15 protein-coding genes are annotated in these 18,843 nt (G+C 64.0%); 5 read left to right on the forward strand and 10 right to left on the reverse strand.

Annotation, left to right across the window (positions count from 1 at the left end):
• Positions 1 to 38: 38 nt before the first annotated feature.
• Positions 39 to 3,368 carry a PAS domain S-box protein gene (locus GGR61_RS04535; protein ID WP_326520617.1) on the forward strand — a complete coding sequence of 1,110 codons (3,330 nt, stop codon included), beginning with the start codon at positions 39 to 41 and terminating at the stop codon, positions 3,366 to 3,368.
• Positions 3,369 to 3,962: 594 nt separating this feature from the next.
• Here GGR61_RS04535 and GGR61_RS04540 read toward each other — a convergent pair.
• Both GGR61_RS04540 and GGR61_RS04545 read right to left on the reverse strand, forming a co-directional pair.
• Entirely contained in the window at positions 3,963 to 6,329 is a 2,367-nt protein-coding gene (locus GGR61_RS04540; RefSeq protein WP_184620599.1) for a Tex family protein, read from the reverse strand.
• 246 nt (positions 6,330 to 6,575) lie between these two features.
• Entirely contained in the window at positions 6,576 to 6,803 is a 228-nt protein-coding gene (locus GGR61_RS04545; protein WP_184408163.1) for a hypothetical protein, read from the reverse strand.
• Positions 6,804 to 6,995: 192 nt separating this feature from the next.
• Between GGR61_RS04545 and GGR61_RS04550 the strand changes: the two genes are divergently transcribed.
• Positions 6,996 to 8,207 carry an FAD-dependent oxidoreductase gene (locus tag GGR61_RS04550; protein ID WP_184408162.1) on the forward strand — a complete coding sequence of 404 codons (1,212 nt, stop codon included), beginning with the start codon at positions 6,996 to 6,998 and terminating at the stop codon, positions 8,205 to 8,207.
• Here the strand turns inward: GGR61_RS04550 and GGR61_RS04555 are convergent.
• The 5 genes from GGR61_RS04555 to GGR61_RS04575 all read right to left on the reverse strand — a co-directional run bounded on the left by GGR61_RS04555 (position 8,165) and on the right by GGR61_RS04575 (position 11,910).
• Entirely contained in the window at positions 8,165 to 8,653 is a 489-nt protein-coding gene (locus GGR61_RS04555) for a hypothetical protein (RefSeq protein ID WP_184620600.1), read from the reverse strand. The two genes, GGR61_RS04550 and GGR61_RS04555, sit on opposite strands and share 43 nt — an antisense overlap.
• Complete coding sequence (locus tag GGR61_RS04560) at positions 8,650 to 8,850, reverse strand: PspC domain-containing protein (RefSeq protein WP_184408160.1); 201 nt, start codon at positions 8,848 to 8,850, stop codon at positions 8,650 to 8,652. The genes GGR61_RS04555 and GGR61_RS04560 overlap by 4 nt, the downstream gene beginning before the upstream one ends.
• A 118-nt stretch (positions 8,851 to 8,968) precedes the next feature.
• Positions 8,969 to 10,045, reverse strand: coding sequence for a class III poly(R)-hydroxyalkanoic acid synthase subunit PhaC (locus tag GGR61_RS04565; RefSeq protein WP_184620601.1), 1,077 nt, complete (start codon positions 10,043 to 10,045; stop codon positions 8,969 to 8,971).
• The gene (gene phaE, locus GGR61_RS04570; RefSeq protein WP_184620735.1) at positions 10,042 to 11,193 is read right to left on the reverse strand and encodes a class III poly(R)-hydroxyalkanoic acid synthase subunit PhaE; all 1,152 of its coding nucleotides are present in this window, start codon (positions 11,191 to 11,193) and stop codon (positions 10,042 to 10,044) included. Before phaE ends, GGR61_RS04565 begins: the two co-directional genes overlap by 4 nt.
• A gap of 54 nt (positions 11,194 to 11,247) precedes the next feature.
• Positions 11,248 to 11,910: a CDP-alcohol phosphatidyltransferase family protein gene (locus tag GGR61_RS04575; protein ID WP_184408158.1), complete on the reverse strand. Its 663-nt coding sequence runs from the start codon at positions 11,908 to 11,910 to the stop codon at positions 11,248 to 11,250.
• A gap of 85 nt (positions 11,911 to 11,995) precedes the next feature.
• Here GGR61_RS04575 and GGR61_RS04580 point away from each other — a divergent pair, with 85 nt between their 5' ends.
• Entirely contained in the window at positions 11,996 to 12,754 is a 759-nt protein-coding gene (locus tag GGR61_RS04580; RefSeq protein ID WP_184620602.1) for a 3-hydroxybutyrate dehydrogenase, read from the forward strand.
• A 323-nt stretch (positions 12,755 to 13,077) separates the two neighbouring features.
• Here the strand turns inward: GGR61_RS04580 and GGR61_RS04585 are convergent, their stop codons facing one another.
• From GGR61_RS04585 to GGR61_RS04595, 3 genes are all read right to left on the reverse strand, one after another.
• Positions 13,078 to 13,566: an 8-oxo-dGTP diphosphatase gene (locus GGR61_RS04585; protein WP_184408156.1), complete on the reverse strand. Its 489-nt coding sequence runs from the start codon at positions 13,564 to 13,566 to the stop codon at positions 13,078 to 13,080.
• 69 nt (positions 13,567 to 13,635) lie between these two features.
• Entirely contained in the window at positions 13,636 to 14,145 is a 510-nt protein-coding gene (locus GGR61_RS04590) for a DUF1249 domain-containing protein (protein WP_184408155.1), read from the reverse strand.
• A 212-nt stretch (positions 14,146 to 14,357) separates the two neighbouring features.
• Positions 14,358 to 15,179, reverse strand: a complete 822-nt coding sequence (locus tag GGR61_RS04595) for a pyruvate, water dikinase regulatory protein (RefSeq protein WP_184408154.1) — start codon at positions 15,177 to 15,179, stop codon at positions 14,358 to 14,360.
• Between the two features lie 143 nt (positions 15,180 to 15,322).
• Here GGR61_RS04595 and ppsA point away from each other — a divergent pair, with 143 nt between their 5' ends.
• A complete protein-coding gene (gene ppsA / locus GGR61_RS04600) occupies positions 15,323 to 17,701 on the forward strand; it encodes a phosphoenolpyruvate synthase (protein ID WP_184408153.1) in 2,379 nt (792 codons plus the stop codon).
• Positions 17,701 to 18,672: a mechanosensitive ion channel domain-containing protein gene (locus GGR61_RS04605; protein WP_184620736.1), complete on the forward strand. Its 972-nt coding sequence runs from the start codon at positions 17,701 to 17,703 to the stop codon at positions 18,670 to 18,672. Before ppsA ends, GGR61_RS04605 begins: the two co-directional genes overlap by 1 nt.
• Positions 18,673 to 18,843: the final 171 nt, after the last annotated feature.

Raw genomic sequence — 18,843 nt, forward strand, 5'->3', positions numbered from 1 at the left:
CTGTCCGCAGCGATGCGGCGCTGCTGCCGGCCCCCTCGGTGCTCGAGCAATCGCCGGCCTTCATGGCCGTGCTGCGCGGGCCTGACTACATTGTCGAAAGCGCGAACCAGCGCTTTCATGCATTGGCTGGGGATCGGCCATTGATCGGACGGTCGTTGGTCGAGGCGATGCCGGAAATCGTCGATCAAGGCTATCAGCGGCTACTCGACGAAGTGCGGCGCAGTGGCGAGCCGTTCATTGGCGAATCGATGACCGCCTACCTGCAACGCACGCCGACCGCTGCGTTGGATGAAATCTTCGTGGACTTCCTCTACCAGCCGATGCGCGACAGCGATGGCCGCATCGACGCGATTCTGGTGCACGGCTTCGATGTCACCCATCAACGCAACGGCGAGAGCCGCGATAGTTTTCTGTTGATGCTCGAAGACGCGCTGCAGCACATCTCCGATCCACGTCAGATCATCGATACCAGCATGCGCTTGCTCGGTGAGCATCTGCAGGCCAATCGCTGCGGGTTCGGCCTGCCAAGTGACGATGGCCGGACCCTGCATGTGATCAGCGATTACGTCAAGGACATGCCGAGCCTGCAAGGTGATTTCCCGATGGAATTGGCGCAGGGGCTGCGCGATGCCTTGCTGGAAAACCGCCCATGGTTCACCACCGACGCGATGGCACCGGGCGCACCGGACTACGTGGTAGACGAATACCGGCGCTCGGGTCTGCGCGCATCGTTGGCGATCCCCTTCCATAAACATGGCAATCTGGTCGCAGCGATCGGGGTGCATCAGCGCACACCGCGGAGGTGGTTGTCGAGCGAGATCGAGCTGGTCCGCCTGGTCGCGGCGCGCTGCTGGGAATCGATGCAACGGGCCAAGGCGCAACAACAGCTGGCTGCCAACGAAGCGCGTTTACGCCAATTGGCCGATACCCTGCCGCAGATCATCTTCATCGCCGGGCCGGATGGACAGCCGCATTACTTCAACCGGCGCTGGTACGAATACACCGGGCTGGATCCGGCCAGTAACGAAGACGCGGCCTGGCAGCGGGCGCACACCGCCGACGGGTTGTGCATGTCCGACCAGGCCTGGACGTCGGCACTGAGCGGCGAGCGCGCCTATGAAATGGAATGCGAGCTGCTGCGTCACGACGGCCAACCACGCTGGCATCTGGCGCGCGCCCTGCCGGTGCGCAGCGATGAAGGCGATATCAGCGAATGGATCGGCACCTATACCGACATCCATGACCACCGTGCGTTCGAACAGCGACTGAGCGAAAGCGAAGCGCGCTTCCGCGCGTTGTGCGAAACCGTGCCGGCAATGATCTGGATGTCCGATGCGCAAGGCAATTGCATCTACTGGAATCCGCGCTGGTACCACTTCACCGGGCAGGCCGAAGACCAGGCGATGGATCAGGGCTGGTGGGACGTCATGCATCCAGACGATGATGCGCGCGTGCGCCAATCGTTTGAGCAAGCGCTGGCGCAGCGCGGCGAGTTTGTTGCCGAATACCGCGTGCGCCGCCACGACGGGCAGTATCGCTGGTGCATCGACACCGCCTCGCCGCACTTTGCCAGCGATGGACGGTTTCTTGGCCATATCGGTTCGCTTACCGACATTTCCGAACGCAAGCATATCGAGGATGCCACCGCGTCCGACCGCGCGATCCTGAGCCTGATCACCACGGGCGCACCGCTACCGGTGGTACTGGATGCCATCGCATTGAGCGTGGAGGCACGTGGCGAGATTCCGTTGTACTGCGCGGTGATGGTGCTGGACGAAATCCACCATAAGTTGGCCTTCGGTTCGGCGCCGCACTTTCCGATCGATTATCACGGGCAGTTCGAACCGGCGCCGATCAGCGCGGACGGGCCGCCCTGCGCGCGCGCTGCGTTTATCGGGCGCCAGGTGATCTGCGAAGACATCCAGAACGACCCGAACTTCAGCCAGCATCAGGCGATCTCGGTCGCGATGGGCATCAGGGCGTGTTGTGTGACGCCGATTGTGGCCAGCAATGGCCAGGTGCTGGGCACACTCAACATCTATTACGACCGCCCGCACCAGCCCTCGCTGCGCGAACAGACAATGGCGCGCTCCGCGTCGCACCTGGCCGGCATCGTCATCGAGCGCACGCGCGTGGATGCCAAGCTCAAACAATCGCTGCAAGCCGAGACCGCCGCACGCAGCCAGGCCGAGCATGCCAGCCGGATCAAGGACGAATTCCTGGCCACGCTCAGCCACGAGTTGCGCACCCCGCTCAACGCCATCCTGGGGTGGTCGCGGCTGATGCAGTCCGAGGTGTTCGAGCCAGCCAATCTGGGCAGGGGTCTGGTCATCATCGAGCGCAGTGCGCGTGCGCAGACCCAGATCATCGACGACCTGCTGGACATGAGCGCGATCCTGTCCGGCAAGATCCGCCTGCAAGCCGAACACTTCGACATCGCCGGTCTGGCGCGCAGCACGGTGGAACTGATGCAACCGACCGCGCTCGCACGGGATATCAAGCTGGAACTGGATGCGCCTGCCGAAGGCGAATTGTGGTTCTTTGGCGATGCCGGACGGTTGCAGCAGGTGCTGACCAACCTGCTCAGCAATGCGCTCAAGTTCACTGCGCCTACGGGAACGGTGCGGGTGGCGCTGGACATCGAAGACGATCGGCTGCGGTTGTGCGTGCAGGACACCGGCATCGGCATCGCCGCCGACTTCCTGCCGCATGTGTTCGACCGCTTCCGGCAGGCCGATGCCGGCACCACGCGCCGCGTCGGCGGGCTGGGGCTAGGCTTGTCCATCTCGCGCCAGTTGATCGATCTGCACGGCGGCAGCCTGGGCGCCTCCAGTGCCGGCGAAGGCAAGGGATCGATGTTCACCATCGTGCTGCCGTTCCAGCATGGGGTCAGCGACCTACGTCCGGCATCGTCGGGCACTGCCACCGCGCAGGTGGGTCCGTTGCCTGCCGACTGCCATGGGCGCCTGGACGGCGTGCGACTGTTGCTGGTCGACGACGATCAGGATTCGCGTGAGGCGGTCATGCAATTTCTGATGCTTGCCGGCGCACAAGTACAGGCAGCCGGCTCGGTGGATATCGCCGAACAGTGCCTGGCCGATGCGCAGTTCGATGTATTGGTGAGCGATATCGCCATGCCGCTGCGCGATGGCTACGACCTGATCCGCACGGTGCGCTCGGGGCGCACCGACCTGCCACGACATATCCCGGCGATCGCCCTCACCGCCTATGTGCGCGAAGAAGATCGAGACCGCGCGGTGGTGGCCGGCTTCGATGCGCATATGGGCAAACCGGTCGAACCGCCCGGCCTGGTCGATCTGATCGAACGTCTGGTGTTGCCGAGGCGCGCGGTGCCGGGAGAGGCGTGAGATCGCCCGATAGCGACTGGTAAAAAAGAACGCAGACAGGGGGCAGGAAGGAGGCCAACGACCTGATCGCAAATGCAGAATTTCTGGCAGGAGCGCACCGTCTGACACCCGGCACGCTTCGATTGCCGCCCGACTTCATTGCAGGCTGCACCCTTCATTCCAGGCTACATCGGCACAACGGGATTCGATTTGTCGCGTCGCGTGTTGGATGCAGTCAAAAGCTCAGGTCATCGAGAGCGCGGTGCCCTCGCCGCTCGCGGGACACGCCGTGAACCCGTCCGTGGGGGCTCGGTGGCGGCGGCATCCATGCCGCCACACGGTCCCGCAAGCGACGAGGACACCGCACCAGAGAGTTGGCTGACTGTTTTATTGATAGCACTGCTTTATTGAAAGCCCTGCACACCGATCAACTCGACTGGTCCTTGCCCGCCCAGCGTCGCGGGACCTTACGCGGCATGGATGCCGCGTAAGAGCTTACAAGGACGTATTTGCAGCGTGTCCCGCGACGGTGGGCGGGCAAGGGCCCTGCAGCAACGTTACATATCCGCTCTACGACACCCACTCAACGACAGTCGCCACGCCAGGCAGCATGACTCAGGTGCGCTTGGCGCGGGCGAATGCGGCAGCCAGTGCGTTATCGGCCGGGGGAGCCGTGGTGCGCGGCTTGCTGTTGCCCTGCGCCGGTCCACGTCCACCGCCACCCTCGCGCCGGCCCTGCCCCGGACCACCGTTTCCGCGCGCGTCGCGCGATGGCGCTGTGCCATCGGCCGGCGGCGGGCTATCGGACAGGCGTCGGGTCAGTGCGATGCGCTTGCGCGCCACATCCACTTCCAACACCTTGACCTTGACGATGTCGCCAGCCTTGACCACATCGCGCGGATCCTTGACGAAGGTGTCCGACAACGCGGAGATGTGCACCAACCCATCCTGATGCACGCCGATATCGACGAACGCGCCGAATGCGGCCACGTTGCTGACCACCCCTTCGAGCACCATGCCGGGCTTGAGGTGCTTGATGTCCTCGATGCCCTCGGCAAACTGCGCGGCCTTGAACTCGGGACGTGGATCGCGGCCGGGTTTTTCCAGCTCTTTCAGGATGTCGCGCACGGTCGGTACGCCGAACTGTTCGTCGGTGAACAGCTCCGCCTTGAGGCCGCGCAGAAAGCTGCCATCACCCAGCAACGCCTTGATCGGCTTGCCGGTGCTGCCGACGATGCGCTCCACCACCGGGTAGGCTTCCGGGTGCACCGCCGATACATCCAACGGCTCCTCGCCATCGGCGATGCGCAAAAAGCCGGCGCATTGTTCGAAGGTCTTGTCGCCCAGGCGCGGCACCTTGAGCAAATCCTTGCGACGCTTGAACGGCCCGTTGTCGTCGCGATGGCGCACGATGTTTTCCGCCACCGTGCTCGACAACCCGGACACCCGCGCCAGCAATGCCGCCGAGGCGGTGTTGACGTACACGCCCACCGCGTTGACGCAGTCTTCCACGCGCGCGTCCAGCGCCTTGGCCAGGCGGTACTGGTCCACGTCGTGCTGGTACTGGCCCACGCCGATTGCCTTCGGTTCGATCTTCACCAACTCGGCCAACGGATCCTGCAGCCGTCGCGCGATCGATACCGCACCGCGCAGCGACACGTCCAGATTGGGGAATTCCTTGGCGGCGAACTCGGACGCCGAATACACCGATGCGCCTGCCTCGCTGACCACGATCTTCTGCAACTTGGCTCCCTCGCACAGCGCAATCGCCTCACCGGCCAGCTTGTCGGTCTCGCGGCTGGCCGTCCCGTTGCCGATCGCGATGAGCTCCACGTTGTGCTGCATGCACAACTTCTTGATCGTCTGCAGCGACTGATCCCACTGCCGCTTGGGCTCGTGCGGATAGATGGTCTCGGTCGCCACCAGCTTGCCGGTGGCATCGACCACGGCGATCTTGCAACCGGTGCGGATGCCCGGGTCCAGCCCCAGCACCACACGCTGACCGGCGGGTGCGGCCAGCATCAGGTCCTTGAGATTGTCACCGAATACGGCGATCGCCTCGGCCTCGGCCTTTTCGCGCGCCTGGTTGAACAGATCCAGCAGCAGATGCATGTGCAGCTTGGCGCGCCAGGTCAGCCGGCACGCATCCAGCAACCAGCGATCGGCCGGGCGCCCCTGGTCGGCAATGCCGGCGTTACGTGCAACCCGCCCTTCGGCATAGCGGTGGCCGGCCTCGGCATCGTTGCCCGGCTCCAGGTCCAGATACAGAAATTCCTCACGCCGCGCGCGAAACAGCGCCAGCAGCCGGTGCGAGGGAATCTTGGACAGGGATTCGGCATGGTCGAAGTAATCGCGATACTTGGCGCCGGCGTCTTCCTTTCCGTCGGCGACGCGCGCGCGGATGATGCCGTTGTCGTTGAGCCAGCTGCGCAGCTCGCCGACCAGCGCAGCGTCTTCGCCCCAACGCTCCATCAGGATCGCACGCGCCCCTTCCAGCGCCGCCTTGATATCGGCAACACCCTTCTCTGCATCGATGAACGGCGCAGCAGCGACTTCCGGGGCCTGGTTCGGGTCGGCCAGCAGGCCGTCGGCCAGCGGTTCGAGGCCGGCTTCGCGCGCAATCTGCGCCCGCGTGCGGCGCTTGGGCTTGTAAGGCAGATACAGATCTTCCAGCCGCGACTTGGTATCGGCGGCGGCGATCTCGTTGCGCAATTCGTCGCTGAGTTTGCCCTGCTCGCCGATGCTGGACAGGATCGCCGCGCGGCGCTCTTCCAGCTCGCGCAGATAGGTCAGGCGCGTTTCCAGGTTACGTAACTGGGTGTCGTCCAGCCCGCCGGTGACCTCCTTGCGGTAGCGGGCGATGAACGGAACGCTGGCACCCTCGTCGAGAAGGGCAATGGCGGCGCGCGCCTGGGCGGGTTGGGCACCGATCTCGTCGGCGATGGTGCGAGCGATCTGCTGGGCAAGCTGGCTATCGTGCATGGCGGCGCGGCCGGAACCGCTTCACTGAAAAAAGCATTTTCGCAGTGCTGGCCCGCCGCGGGAACCCGTTGACAGGACCACCGTAAACCTATGCCGGCGCACGATGGAGCGGCTGACAAAACCAGCAGCGGTCGTCAGGTGGGCGCGAATGGCCCGGAGCAACCGGAATGAACGACTGAGGGATGCCGATTCGGTGAACCGGCCGCGCCCGCCTGGTGGCGAGCGCGAGCATTGGGAGAGTCGCGCTTAGCTGACGCGACGCGCGTAATGGGTGGCAGCACGCTCGACCAGGATGCTTTCCTGCAGCGATTCCAACGCCATCACGCGGATCTTGCCGACATCCTTCAGCGGCACCATGCGCTCGACATAGATCTCCGGGCCGGTATCGGTCATCGTGCGCGACTTGCTGAAGCCGTAAGGCACCACGCCCTTGTCGCCATCTTTGCTGCCACCGACGTACAGAACGATCGACATACCCACACCTTCTATTCTGCTGTTGCTGCGTTAGTGGCGCGAGGATAACGACCGCGCTGTGATGAGCTTTCCACGCACGTTAACGCCGGCTGTTTGCGGTTTGGTGACCATCGCACGTCCACGGCCACCTCACGATCGCTTCACCCCGCTTGGCCGTCAAATCGCGATCCACCCGTTTGCTTACAACACTGTATGGATCTCAAAAGTGGCTACCCGTTCTGGTCGATCCGCAATGGGTTGATGCGTGCCTACCCGCGCCTAGAGCAAGACACCCAGTGCGAGGTCGCCATCGTCGGTGGTGGTGTCACCGCCGCATTGATCGCGCACGAACTGCTCAAGCACGGACACGACGTGGTCGTGATCGAGCAACGCGAGATCGGCTGGGGCAGCACGTCGGCCAGCACCGCCTTGCTGCAGTACGAAATCGATACACCAATGATCGAACTGGCCAGACAGCACGGCATGCCGGCGGCTGCACTGGCCTATGGCGCGTGCGCGCAAGCCATCGTCGACCTGCAAGGCCTTTGCAATACGCTTGGCGGCTGCGACTTCTCGCGCCAGGACAGCCTGTACTACGCCAGCCGGGCACGGGACATCGACGACCTGCGCAGCGAACTCGATAGCCGAAAAGCGCACAAGCTCCCGGTGGAATGGATCGAGCGCGCACCGCTATGGCACAACTACGGCGTGCGCTCGGACGGTGCGATCCTGAGCCGCCTGGCTGCCAGCGTCGATCCGTATCGGCTGTGCTACCGGCTGTTTGCCGAGTGCGAGCAATACGGTGCGCGCATTTACGACCGCAGCACGATCGCCACCCTTGCATCCCACGACCAGCATGTCGTGTTGCGCACCCAGGACGGCGTCACGCTACGCGCCCAGCACGTCATCATGGCCGCAGGCTATGGAAACCAGCAGTGGCTGTCGCAGCGCGTGGCACGCAACCGCAGCAGCTACGCGTTCGTGACCGATCCCTTGCATGACAGCGAAATGGGCGCGCTCAAGCACACCATGATGTGGGAGACCGCGCGCCCGTATCTGTACGTGCGTAGCACGCCGGATGGACGCGTGGTGGCCGGTGGTGAGGACGACAACGTGGACATTCCCGCGCGCCGCGATGCGCGTGTGCAGAGCAAACTGAAGACATTGCTGAAAAAAATCGCCAGGACCATGCCCGATGTCAGCCTGCGCCCGGTCTTTGCCTGGGGCGGCACCTTTGCCGAAACCGCGGATGGATTGCCGTTCTTCGGCCCGCACCCCGAACACGGGCCGCGGGTGTCGTTCGCCATGGCTTACGGCGGCAACGGCATCACCTATAGCGCGATCGGTGCAGGGCTATTGCGGGCGCAACTGGAAGGCAGGCCTCACCCGTTGTCGGAGCTGTTCGGGTTTTCCCGAGTGCGCTGAGACATCCACGGCCACCAGCCGTGGCCGTGCATCGCATAGGTATCTGCAGCCCGCTCCAGCGGGTTGCGTACGTGGATGCCGCCGCACAGGAAGTACACCGGCAGGAACAGCGGGCCGAGCAGCATGTACTGGTAGACATGGGCGCGCTCGTGATCGCCCAGGCGCACCGGAGGGTGCTGGCAACGTCCGGCAGCATGCGCGTAGGTGCTGCATTGCAGATCGAGCGAGGCGCCCTTGAGCAGCATCACATTGCCCAGCGTCATCGCCCCGCCCGGCCCCCAGGGCCAGGCATGGAATACCACCGCAAGTTCCTGGCTGGACCAGCGCGGGCGCGCGCCGAAGCAGCTGCCGGCCGCACCGATCACCAGGCCGATCAGGGTATTGGGCAGCGTCCACAAGGCGCCGATCACATGCAATGCAGACCTGCGGCGCCGGGCGGGCGTCAATCGGCCTGGTTGGGGATCAGCAGCCACAGGATCAGATAGACCAGAATGCCGGGAAACGCGGCGGAGGCGATCGACACGATGACGAACAACACGCGCAGCAGCGTGGAGCTCCAGCCGAACCGGCGCGCGATACCGCCGACCACGCCGGCGATCATGCGATCGTTGAGGGAACGGGACAGTGCGGTGGTCGTGGACATGGCAAGACTCCTGCAAATCGAGTCGAAAGTGTAAAAATCCCGGCGACAGCGTGTCGTGATGGTCGCTGCGGCCAGTTGGATGCAGCGGCAGGCGCCCGCACCGCCGCGCGACACCGCATCAGGTGTTGCCGCCACGCTCCTGCAACCAACGATGGATCGCCACCGGCACTTCACGTTGCGCACGGCCGGACACGTAAATGCCGATGTGCCCGCCACGGAAACTCAGCTCGGTGTAATCGTCGCTACCCACCAGCCCGCGCAATGCACGCGAGGCATCCGGCGGCACCAGATGATCGTGCTCGGCGTAGATGTTGAGCACCGGCATATCGACAGCCTGCAGATCGACCGCCTGCCCGCCGATGGTGACCTGCCCGGTCACCAGCCCGTTGCGTTGATAGAACAGGGTGACAAACTCGCGGAAGGCCTCGCCGGCCAGATCGGGCGAATCGAAGATCCACTTTTCCATGCGCAGGAAATCTTCCAGCGCCTGCTTGTCGTCCAGGATGTCGAGCAGGCCGACGTACTTCTGCAGATTCAGCCGGAACGGCTTGAGCATCAGGTAACTGGCGTTCATCAGATCCGCCGGCACATTGCCCATGGTGTCCACGAACAGATCCACATCGACCATGCGCGCCCAGTTGGAGAGCATGTTGTCGGGAGTATGGAAATCCACCGGCGTGACCATGGTGATCAGGTTGCGTACCTTGGGCCGTTGCAGCGCCGCGTAGCACAGCGCGAATGTGCCGCCCTGGCAGATACCGAGCACATCGACCGCGTCCAGGCCCGACTGCGCGCGCAGATGATCCACCGCACCGTCGATGTAGCGCAGCAGATAGTCTTCCAGCGTGAGATACCGCTCGGAGCGGTCCGGGTAGCCCCAGTCCAGCACGTAGACATCCTGACCGTGACCGAGCAGACCTTTGACCAGCGAGCGATCGGCCTGCAGATCGACCATGTAGGGACGATTGACCAACGCGTAGACGATCAACAGCGGCGTCTTGGCGACCGGCGCCTGCTCCCCGACAAAGCGATACAACACCACCTTGCCGTCGCGCCAGATTTCTTCGCGCTCGGTGACGCCGTAGTCCACGTCTTCGACGCCGGGCAGCAGCTTGAGGCCTTCGCGCAGCTTGCGCTGCAGCGACAGGGTTTCCTGCATCAGATCTTCGGCGCTGAATCCCAACGGGCCTTTCATTGCTGCGCTCCACGTGGTTTGCGTGCGGTCGGCGTGTTGCTGGATTTGCGGGCCGATGGCTTGGCTGCTGCGGTCTTCGTCTTGGCCGCCGTCTTCCGCGCGGCAGTCTTCTTCACCGCACTCGTTGCAGCTGCCGGCTTTGGCGCAGCATCCGATGTCGACGTCGCCGCACGCTTTGCCGCGATCGGCGCGACCGGATCAGGCGTCGGCGCTGTTGCAGGCTTGCCCGTCTGACCAGCGGCAGTGCGCAGCATCCGCCGCACCGCGCGCTCCAGTTCGGCGATGCGGCGATGCGCGGCATCCATTTCCGAACGCGTCGGCATCCCGAAGCGCTCGCTCAGCTGTTCGACTTCTTCCTGCAAGGCTGCGCGCAGGCGCATGTGCGCGTTGGCGAAGCCGCCATACACGGTGCGGAAGTGGTCAGACAACGCGATGTCGGCATAGGATTCTTCGGCCGCTTCGATCCACAGATCGAACAAGGCACGCGCGCTGGTCAGCTGACTGCCGCTGCTTTCGTGCTCGCTCAGTTTGGAAGTGAAGCGCGTGAAGGCCTGCTCGATGGCCGCCTTGAGTTGCTCGCCATAGGCCTGCGACTGCGCCTGATAGTCCTGCTGGGCACGTGCCAGCTTCTGCAGGCGCGATTGATGATTGCGATTCAAGCCGAACGCGGGCATCTCCAGCCACGGCGCATTTTCTTCGCGCCATTTCTCCAGGGACTGCGCTGCCTCCTGCAGCCAGGGATCGAAACCGCCGGGGCTGCCGCCACGCAGCGAACCCAGCGTCCACTGCATCAGTTGCTCGCCCTGCCCTTGCACCGCATGCCGCCAGGCATCGGAGACTTCATTGGCCGAGGTGTCGCGCCCTGCAAACTGGGCGGCCACCTGTTGCATGGTGCCGAACCAGCCACCCGCCTGATTGCGGAAGCGGTCGATCGCCTCCTGCGCCTGCGGTGCAGCCTGCGTGGGCAGCAACTGAGACCACCAGTCCACCGCCTTGCGCCAGTCCTGCGGCGCATCGCTGCCGGGCGCCGGCGGAGGCTGCGCGGCGGAAGCGGACTGGCCGTGGCGCATGGCATCTCCCCAAGCGCTCCAGTACTGACGCGCCTTGTCTTCGAAGTTGCCGTTGTCCGAACCGCTGGTTGCCATGATCCCTTCCCGTGACTGTCCACCAGCCATCCTACCGCGTGTACCCGGCTGTACCGGTCAGGGTTTGGGAATCCGCAGCGTCTTGCTGATCATCAGCGAGCCGGACACCGCAAACAGCAACACCAGCGGGTGGAACTGCCACGGCCCGAGTTGCCACTGGCCCCACCACAGGGTCTGTCCGATATGGCCAGTGCTGGCGGCCACCGCCAGCAGGATCACCAGCAGCAGACTGGTGGGAATCGGGGTGCCTTCGAAGTACGGCACCTTGTCGGCCTCGCCGGCGATCTCTTCGGCGGTCACGTTGTAACGCGCCAGCCGGCTCACGCCGCAGCAGACGAAATAGCTCAGCACCAGCCAATCCCAGCCGCCGCGCATGCCGCAGGCATAGCCCAGCGCCGCCGGGGCCACCCCGAACGAAATCACATCGGCCAGTGAATCCAGCTCGCGGCCCAGGGTCGAGGACGCCTTGCGCCAGCGCGCCACATGCCCGTCCAGCGCATCGAACACGAATGCCAGCGGGATCAAGGCCATGCCCAGCAGCAGGTCGCCGCGATGGCCTTCCTGCAGAAAGCGCATCGACGCGAACACCGCGCCAGTACCGCAGAAGGCGTTGGCCAGCGTGAACCAGTCCGCGAGTTGGAAGTCGCGCAGCATCGAGAAATGGCGTTTCATGCGGAACCTGAGAAGAGCAAGGCGCAAAGGGTAACGCGCGCACGGCATGCAGGCGACCGTTTCGCCACACTCCGCTAGTCTGGCGATCAGCGTGGCCGCTCCGGCCGCGCACGGTTCGTCAAAGGAACATCCGATGCGCAGCATCCTGATCACCGGCGCGGGCAGCGGCATTGGCGCCGGTATTGCCGCCCAACTGGCCGCCGACGGCCATCACCTGATCGTCAGCGACATGCAACTGACGGCAGCCGAGCGCACCGCACGCAGCCTGCACGAGGCTGGCGGCTCGGCCGAAGCGCTGGCGCTGGATGTGACCGACGAAGAAAGCATTGCGCGGGCGCTGGCTGACGCATCACGCCCGCCGCAGGTGCTGGTCAATAACGCCGGCCTGCAGCAGGTGGCCGCACTGGACGAATTCCCGATGCAGCGCTGGGCCTTGCTGGTGGATGTGATGCTGACCGGCGCCGCCCGGCTCAGCCGCGCGGTCCTGCCCGGCATGCGCACGGCCGGCTACGGACGGATCGTCAACATCGGCAGCATTCACTCGCTGGTGGCCAGCCCTTACAAGAGCGCCTATGTCGCAGCCAAGCATGGCCTGGTTGGCCTGGCCAAGGTCATCGCACTGGAAACCGCCGACTGCAACATCACCGTCAACACCTTGTGCCCGAGCTATGTGCGCACCCCGCTGGTAGAGCGCCAGATCGCCGATCAGGCGCGCACGCGCGGCATCGCCGAAGACGCGGTGATCCGCGATGTGATGCTCAAGCCGATGCCCAAGGGCGCCTTCATCGAGTACGACGAGCTTGCCGGCACGGTCGCGTTCTTGATGTCGCACGCTGCCCGCAACATCACCGGGCAAGCGATCGCCATCGATGGCGGTTGGACCGCGCAGTAATCACGGCTGGCGAAAATTTGACCAGCCCATGCGACAGCCTTGTGCCGCAACGCCAGTGCACACTTGTCCACAGACTTGCGCAGTGTTCATCCACAGCAGATGTGGAGAACTGCACAGCGACGCTGGACCAGCGCACTGCAGGCGACGCGCCGGGCGCCCATGTTTGCGCTCGCCAGCGGTGTCACGCGTCGCTGTCACTGGATTGAAGCGCCCTTTGCAGGCGACGATGGATGACGCGTAGAGGCCAGAGGCCGCACAGCGACGAGCCAGATGCCGTACCAGCGACCGGCACGCACGCCTCCCCCAGTCGCTTCGTCCGCCGCTCAGATGCGCGAGTACGTCCACGATTGCATGCGGCCATCGCGATACGGCATGACGCCATGAAACGGGCGCGGATCGCCGTCGAACACCAGCGGCAGAAAATTGCGGTCGCCTTCCCACATCGGCACCTGGTCCATGCGGTCGATCGCCACCCATTCCAGCGTGCCTTCCGGGTTGCAGGCCTGTGGCTGGCCCTCAAAGCTGCGGATCAGGAACACAAAACCCAGCCAGTCCTCGCCGTGCTTGCCGAAGCCCGGCCAGCTGATGGTGCCGCGCAGTTGCATGTCGCCGCACTCCACGCCGGCCTCTTCGCGGATCTCGCGGCGCATGCCGGCCAGCACATCCTCATCCGCTTCCACCTTGCCGCCAAGCCCGTTGTACTTGCCCAGGTGCTGGTCGCCCGGGCGGGCGTTGCGGTGGATCATCAGCACCTGGGTGCCATCCGGCGACAACAGGTAGCCAAGCGTGGCGACGATGGGGGTATAAGGCATGGCATGCGATCTGGCACGAAGCGCATCAGTATGACCGATCCGGCACAGGGCGCGGCGGCGGGCAGTCGCTCAGCCGATGGTGGTGCGGGACCCAGGACGCGGCGGCGCGACGTAGTCGGTATCCAGGCGCAACGTGGCCACACCATGGCCGCGCTCGGCCAGGTAGTCCAGCCACTTGCCCAGGAAGGTATTCATGCGCATGCGGTGGCTGATCAGCTCGGCCGGCGGCGGAAACATGCCCATCACATCCTGCCAGCGTCGGCCGACATAGCAATGCGTGGTCTCTGCCTGGCGTGCATCGCGGTACAGGCGGACATACGCCGACGGGTCCGGCTCACCGGTCACCGGGTCGCACAGGTCGTAGGTCAAGCGCAGCTCGACCGTGTAGCGGTGGCATTCGATCACGTCCAGACGCAGGTCCAGGCCATCGCCGATCGTCGAGACGTAGGATCCGGGCGCCAGATCGGCCGGTGCGAACAACCGGGTCAGGTGCTGGAAGTTCTCTGCATACAAGCCCATCAGCCAGCCGAACCGGCTCAACTTGGGGATGCGTTCGAGTTTGCTCAGTGCTTGCGCCATGGATCGATCCTACACGCTGCGCTGCCACTCGGGCAGCATTGACGAGGCCCAACCGCAGGCCTACCTTGGCAGGCTCATGCCCGGCCCCGCTTCATTTCCTCAGAGCTGACACGGAACTGCGCGGGCAGCGTTTCCGGCGTTTGGCGCGGCACGCAGCAACCGCGCGTCGTAGCGACCGCATCACGGCCATCCAATTCCCAATCCCGGCAACTTCAGAACATCTCGCGCTGCAGCCCCAGCGTGGACAGCACCTTGCTGGAAATTTCCTCGATCGAGGTGTTGGTGGTGCTGAGCGAGGGAATGCGTTCCATCTGGAACATGCGCTCGGCAATCGCCACCTCGCGCCGGCAGGTGTCGGCCGCGCTGTAGCGCGAGTTGGCGCGACGTTCCTGTCGAATCTGCTGCAGCCGCTCCGGGTCGATGGTCAGGCCGAACAACTTGCTGCGGTAGTTGCGCAGCCGCGGCGGCAGACTCTCGTTTTCCAGATCTTCGTCGGTGAGCGGATAGTTGGCGGCACGAATGCCGTAATGCAAGGCCAGGTAGATGCAGGTCGGCGTTTTGCCGGCACGCGACACCGCCACCAGGATCACGTCGGCCTCGTCGTAGTTGAGCGCGATGCCGTCATCGTGGCTCAGCGCGAAATTCATCGCATTGATGCGGCGGTGATAGGTCTCGAAGTCCACCATGCCGTGCGCACGTCCGACACGCGAGTGCCGGGGCGCATTGAGCTCGCGCTCCAGCGGCTCGATGAAGGGCGCGAACACGTCCAGCATCAATGCGCCGCTTTCGGCCAGGATCATGCTGAGTTGGGGATCGACGCACGAGTTGACCACCACCGGGCGCACTTGGTAACGCTCGCCAGCGGCGCGCACACGCATCGCTGCATCGCGTGCTTTTTCTGCATCATCGATGAACGACATGCGGTCGGTGACGAAGTTGAATCCACTGAACTGCGTGAGCAGGCTATGCCCAATCGTTTCAGCGGTGATACCGGTTCCATCGGACACGTAAAACACCGGCCGGATTGTTGACATCAAGACCACCTCTTTGAACTGGTGTTCAAAACTTACGGGTTCATGCTTGTGCATATTCTGCTGTGCACTGCATCATAGCGGCTTCTTCCTACGGACGCGGCCATCCAGCCCGCTCGGGCGATGGCCAATACGGAGCATCGCGCTTGAACGAGAATATCCTGTGGTTGCATGAGCTACGCCTGGCCGATCTGGCCCGCGTAGGCGGTAAAAATTCCTCGCTCGGCGAGATGATCGGCAACCTGGCCGGGCTGGGCGTGTCGGTTCCTGGTGGATATGCGACCACTGCGGAGGCATTCAAGGACTTCATCGCGCACAACGATCTGTCCAAACGCATCTTCGACAGGCTTGCCACGCTGGATGTCGAAGACGTCAACGCGCTGACCGTGGCCGGCAAGGAAATCCGCAGCTGGGTGACCGACGCGCCACTGCATCCCGAACTGGACCGCGACATCCGCACCGCTTACGCACAGCTATGTGCCGAAAACGGCGGCGGCGACGTCGCGGTGGCAGTGCGTTCGTCGGCCACCGCTGAAGATCTGCCCGATGCCTCGTTCGCAGGCCAGCAGGAAACCTTCCTCAACGTGACCGGCGCGGACGACGTCGTGCATAAAGTTAAGGAAGTGTTCGCCAGTCTCTACAACGATCGCGCGATCGCCTATCGCGTGCATCACGGGTTCAAGCACGAAGACGTGTTCCTGTCGGCCGGCGTGCAGTTGATGGTGCGCTCGGGCGTCGGCGCCGCAGGCGTGCTGTTCACCCTGGACACCGAGTCCGGTTTCCGCGATGTGGTGTTCGTCACCTCGAGCTTCGGTTTGGGCGAGATGGTCGTGCAAGGCGCGGTCAACCCCGACGAGTTCTATGTGTACAAGCCCACGCTGAGCGCAGGCAAGCCGGCGATCCTGCGCCGCTCGCTCGGCAGCAAGGCGATCCGCATGGTGTATTCGGATGTGCCCGGCGAACGCGTGCGCACCGAAGACACGCCAGCGGAGCTGCGCAACACCTTCTCGATCAGCGATGAAGATGTGCAGGAGCTCTCCAAGCAGGCATTGGTGATCGAAAAGCATTACGGCCGCCCGATGGATATCGAGTGGGCCAAGGACGGGGTGAGCGGCAAGCTGTTCATCGTGCAGGCGCGCCCGGAGACGGTGAAGTCGCGCAGCCACGCCACCCAGATCGAGCGTTTCTCGCTGGAAGCCAAGGACGCCAAGATCCTGGTCGAAGGCCGCGCGGTGGGCGCCAAGATCGGCAGCGGCGTCGCACGTGTAGTGCGTTCGCTGGACGACATGAACCGTGTACAGGCCGGCGATGTGTTGATTGCCGATATGACCGACCCCGATTGGGAGCCGGTGATGAAGCGCGCCTCGGCGATCGTCACCAACCGTGGCGGCCGCACCTGCCACGCGGCCATCATCGCGCGCGAACTCGGCGTGCCGGCCGTGGTCGGCTCCGGCAATGCCACCGATGTGATCAGCGATGGTCAGGAAGTGACGGTGAGCTGCGCCGAAGGCGATACCGGTTTCATCTACGACGGCCTGCTGCCGTTCGAGCGCACCACCACCGATCTGGGCAACATGCCGCCTGCCCCGCTCAAGATCATGATGAACGTGGCCAACCCGGAGCGCGCGTTCGACTTCGGCCAGCTGCCCAACGCCGGCATCGGCCTGGCGCGTCTTGAGATGATCATCGCCGCGCATATCGGCATCCATCCCAACGCGCTGCTGGAATACGACAAGCAGGACGCCGACGTCCGCAAGAAGATCGACGCCAAGACCGCCGGCTATGGCGATCCGGTGAGCTTCTACGTCAACCGTCTGGCCGAGGGCATCGCCACGCTGACCGCGTCGGTGGCGCCGAACACGGTGATCGTGCGCTTGTCGGACTTCAAGTCCAATGAGTACGCCAACCTGATCGGCGGTTCGCGTTACGAGCCGCATGAAGAGAACCCGATGATCGGCTTCCGTGGCGCCAGCCGCTATGTCGATCCGTCCTTCACCAAGGCCTTCTCGCTGGAGTGCAAGGCGGTGTTGAAGGTGCGCAACGAGATGGGCCTGGACAACCTCTGGGTGATGATTCCGTTCGTGCGCACCTTGGAAGAAGGCCGCAAGGTGATCGAGGTGCTGGAGCAGAACGGGCTCAAGCAGGGCGAAAACGGCCTGAAGATCATCATGATGTGCGAACTGCCGTCCAACGCGCTGCTGGCCGACGAGTTCCTGGACATCTTCGACGGCTTCTCGATCGGCTCCAACGACCTGACCCAGCTGACCCTGGGCCTGGATCGCGATTCGTCGATCGTGGCGCACCTGTTCGACGAGCGGAATCCTGCAGTCAAGAAGCTGCTGTCGATGGCGATCAAGTCGGCACGTGCCAAGGGCAAGTATGTGGGCATCTGCGGCCAGGGGCCGTCGGATCACCCGGAACTGGCCGAATGGCTGATGCAGGAGGGCATCGAATCGGTGTCGTTGAATCCTGACACCGTGGTCGATACCTGGTTGCGTCTGGCCAAGCTCAAGAGCGAGAGCTGATCGAAATGGTGGGTGCATTTGTGATGGCGGCGGCTGCCGGAGCAGCCGCAAAGCCGGTAACCGCGGTGCCTGCGGCGACAGAGCCGGCATTCAACTGGGCCAACATCCCATGGGCGCAATACGCGCTCAATTGGGGGTTGGCGCTGCTGATCATCGTGGTCGGCATGTGGCTGGCCAAACAGCTCAGCCAGTGGCTGCACCGTGCGCTGACCCGCGCGCGCATCGAGATCACGCTGACCAACTTCCTGCGCAACGTGTTGTATGCGTTGTTGCTGGTGCTGGTGTTTGTGAGCGCATTGAGCAAGATCGGCGTGCCGCCGACCTCGCTGATCGCGGTACTGGGTGCGGCAGGTCTGGCGGTTGGCCTGGCACTGAAGGATTCGCTCTCCAACATCGCCGCAGGCGTGATGCTGATCGTGTTGCGGCCGATGCGCGATGGCGACCACGTGGTGATTGCCGGCCAGGAAGGCATCGTGGACGAGATCCGGATCTTCCAGACCCGGCTACGCTCGTTCGACGAACGCATGATCACCCTGCCCAACAGCACGATTACCACTGCGCCGATCGTCAACTACAGCACCCTGCCCAACCGGCGTCTGGATGTGACCGTGGGGGTGGGCTATGACGACGATCTGAAAAAAGCCCAGCAGCTGTTGCTGCAGATCGCCAAGGACAATCCGAACATCCTGGATTCGCCGGCACCGTTCGTGCAGGTGACCAATCTGGGCGAAAGCACGGTGGACCTGATGTTGTTCGCGTATGCGACCAACAGCAATTTCGGCGCGGCCAAGAGCACCACGCTGGAGCAGATCCGCAACCAGTTGCTGGAGAACGGGCTCAACCTTCCCTACCCGCAGCGCGACCTGCATGTGTATCACCACGATGCCGACGGCAAGCCGATTTCGGACCTGTTGTTGAAGGGGGTCACCGACGATGGCGACGTCACCAAGGGACCGTCATTGGCGCGTTGATGCCCTGGATGGCGTGATGGAAAAGCAAAAGGCCGCATCAGGTGATGCGGCCTTTTTTATCGGAGATCCACCGTCATCGCCGCGTGCTCGACCGGTGCATTCAACCAGCGCGGGCAGACCCGCGCGTACGTCGTTTGCAACCCGGGACGTGCAGTACGCAGCGACGCGGTG

Origin of the sequence: Xanthomonas sp. 3058, assembly GCF_014199765.1 — a bacterium.
Classification (GTDB): Bacteria; Pseudomonadota; Gammaproteobacteria; order Xanthomonadales; family Xanthomonadaceae; genus Xanthomonas; species Xanthomonas campestris_B.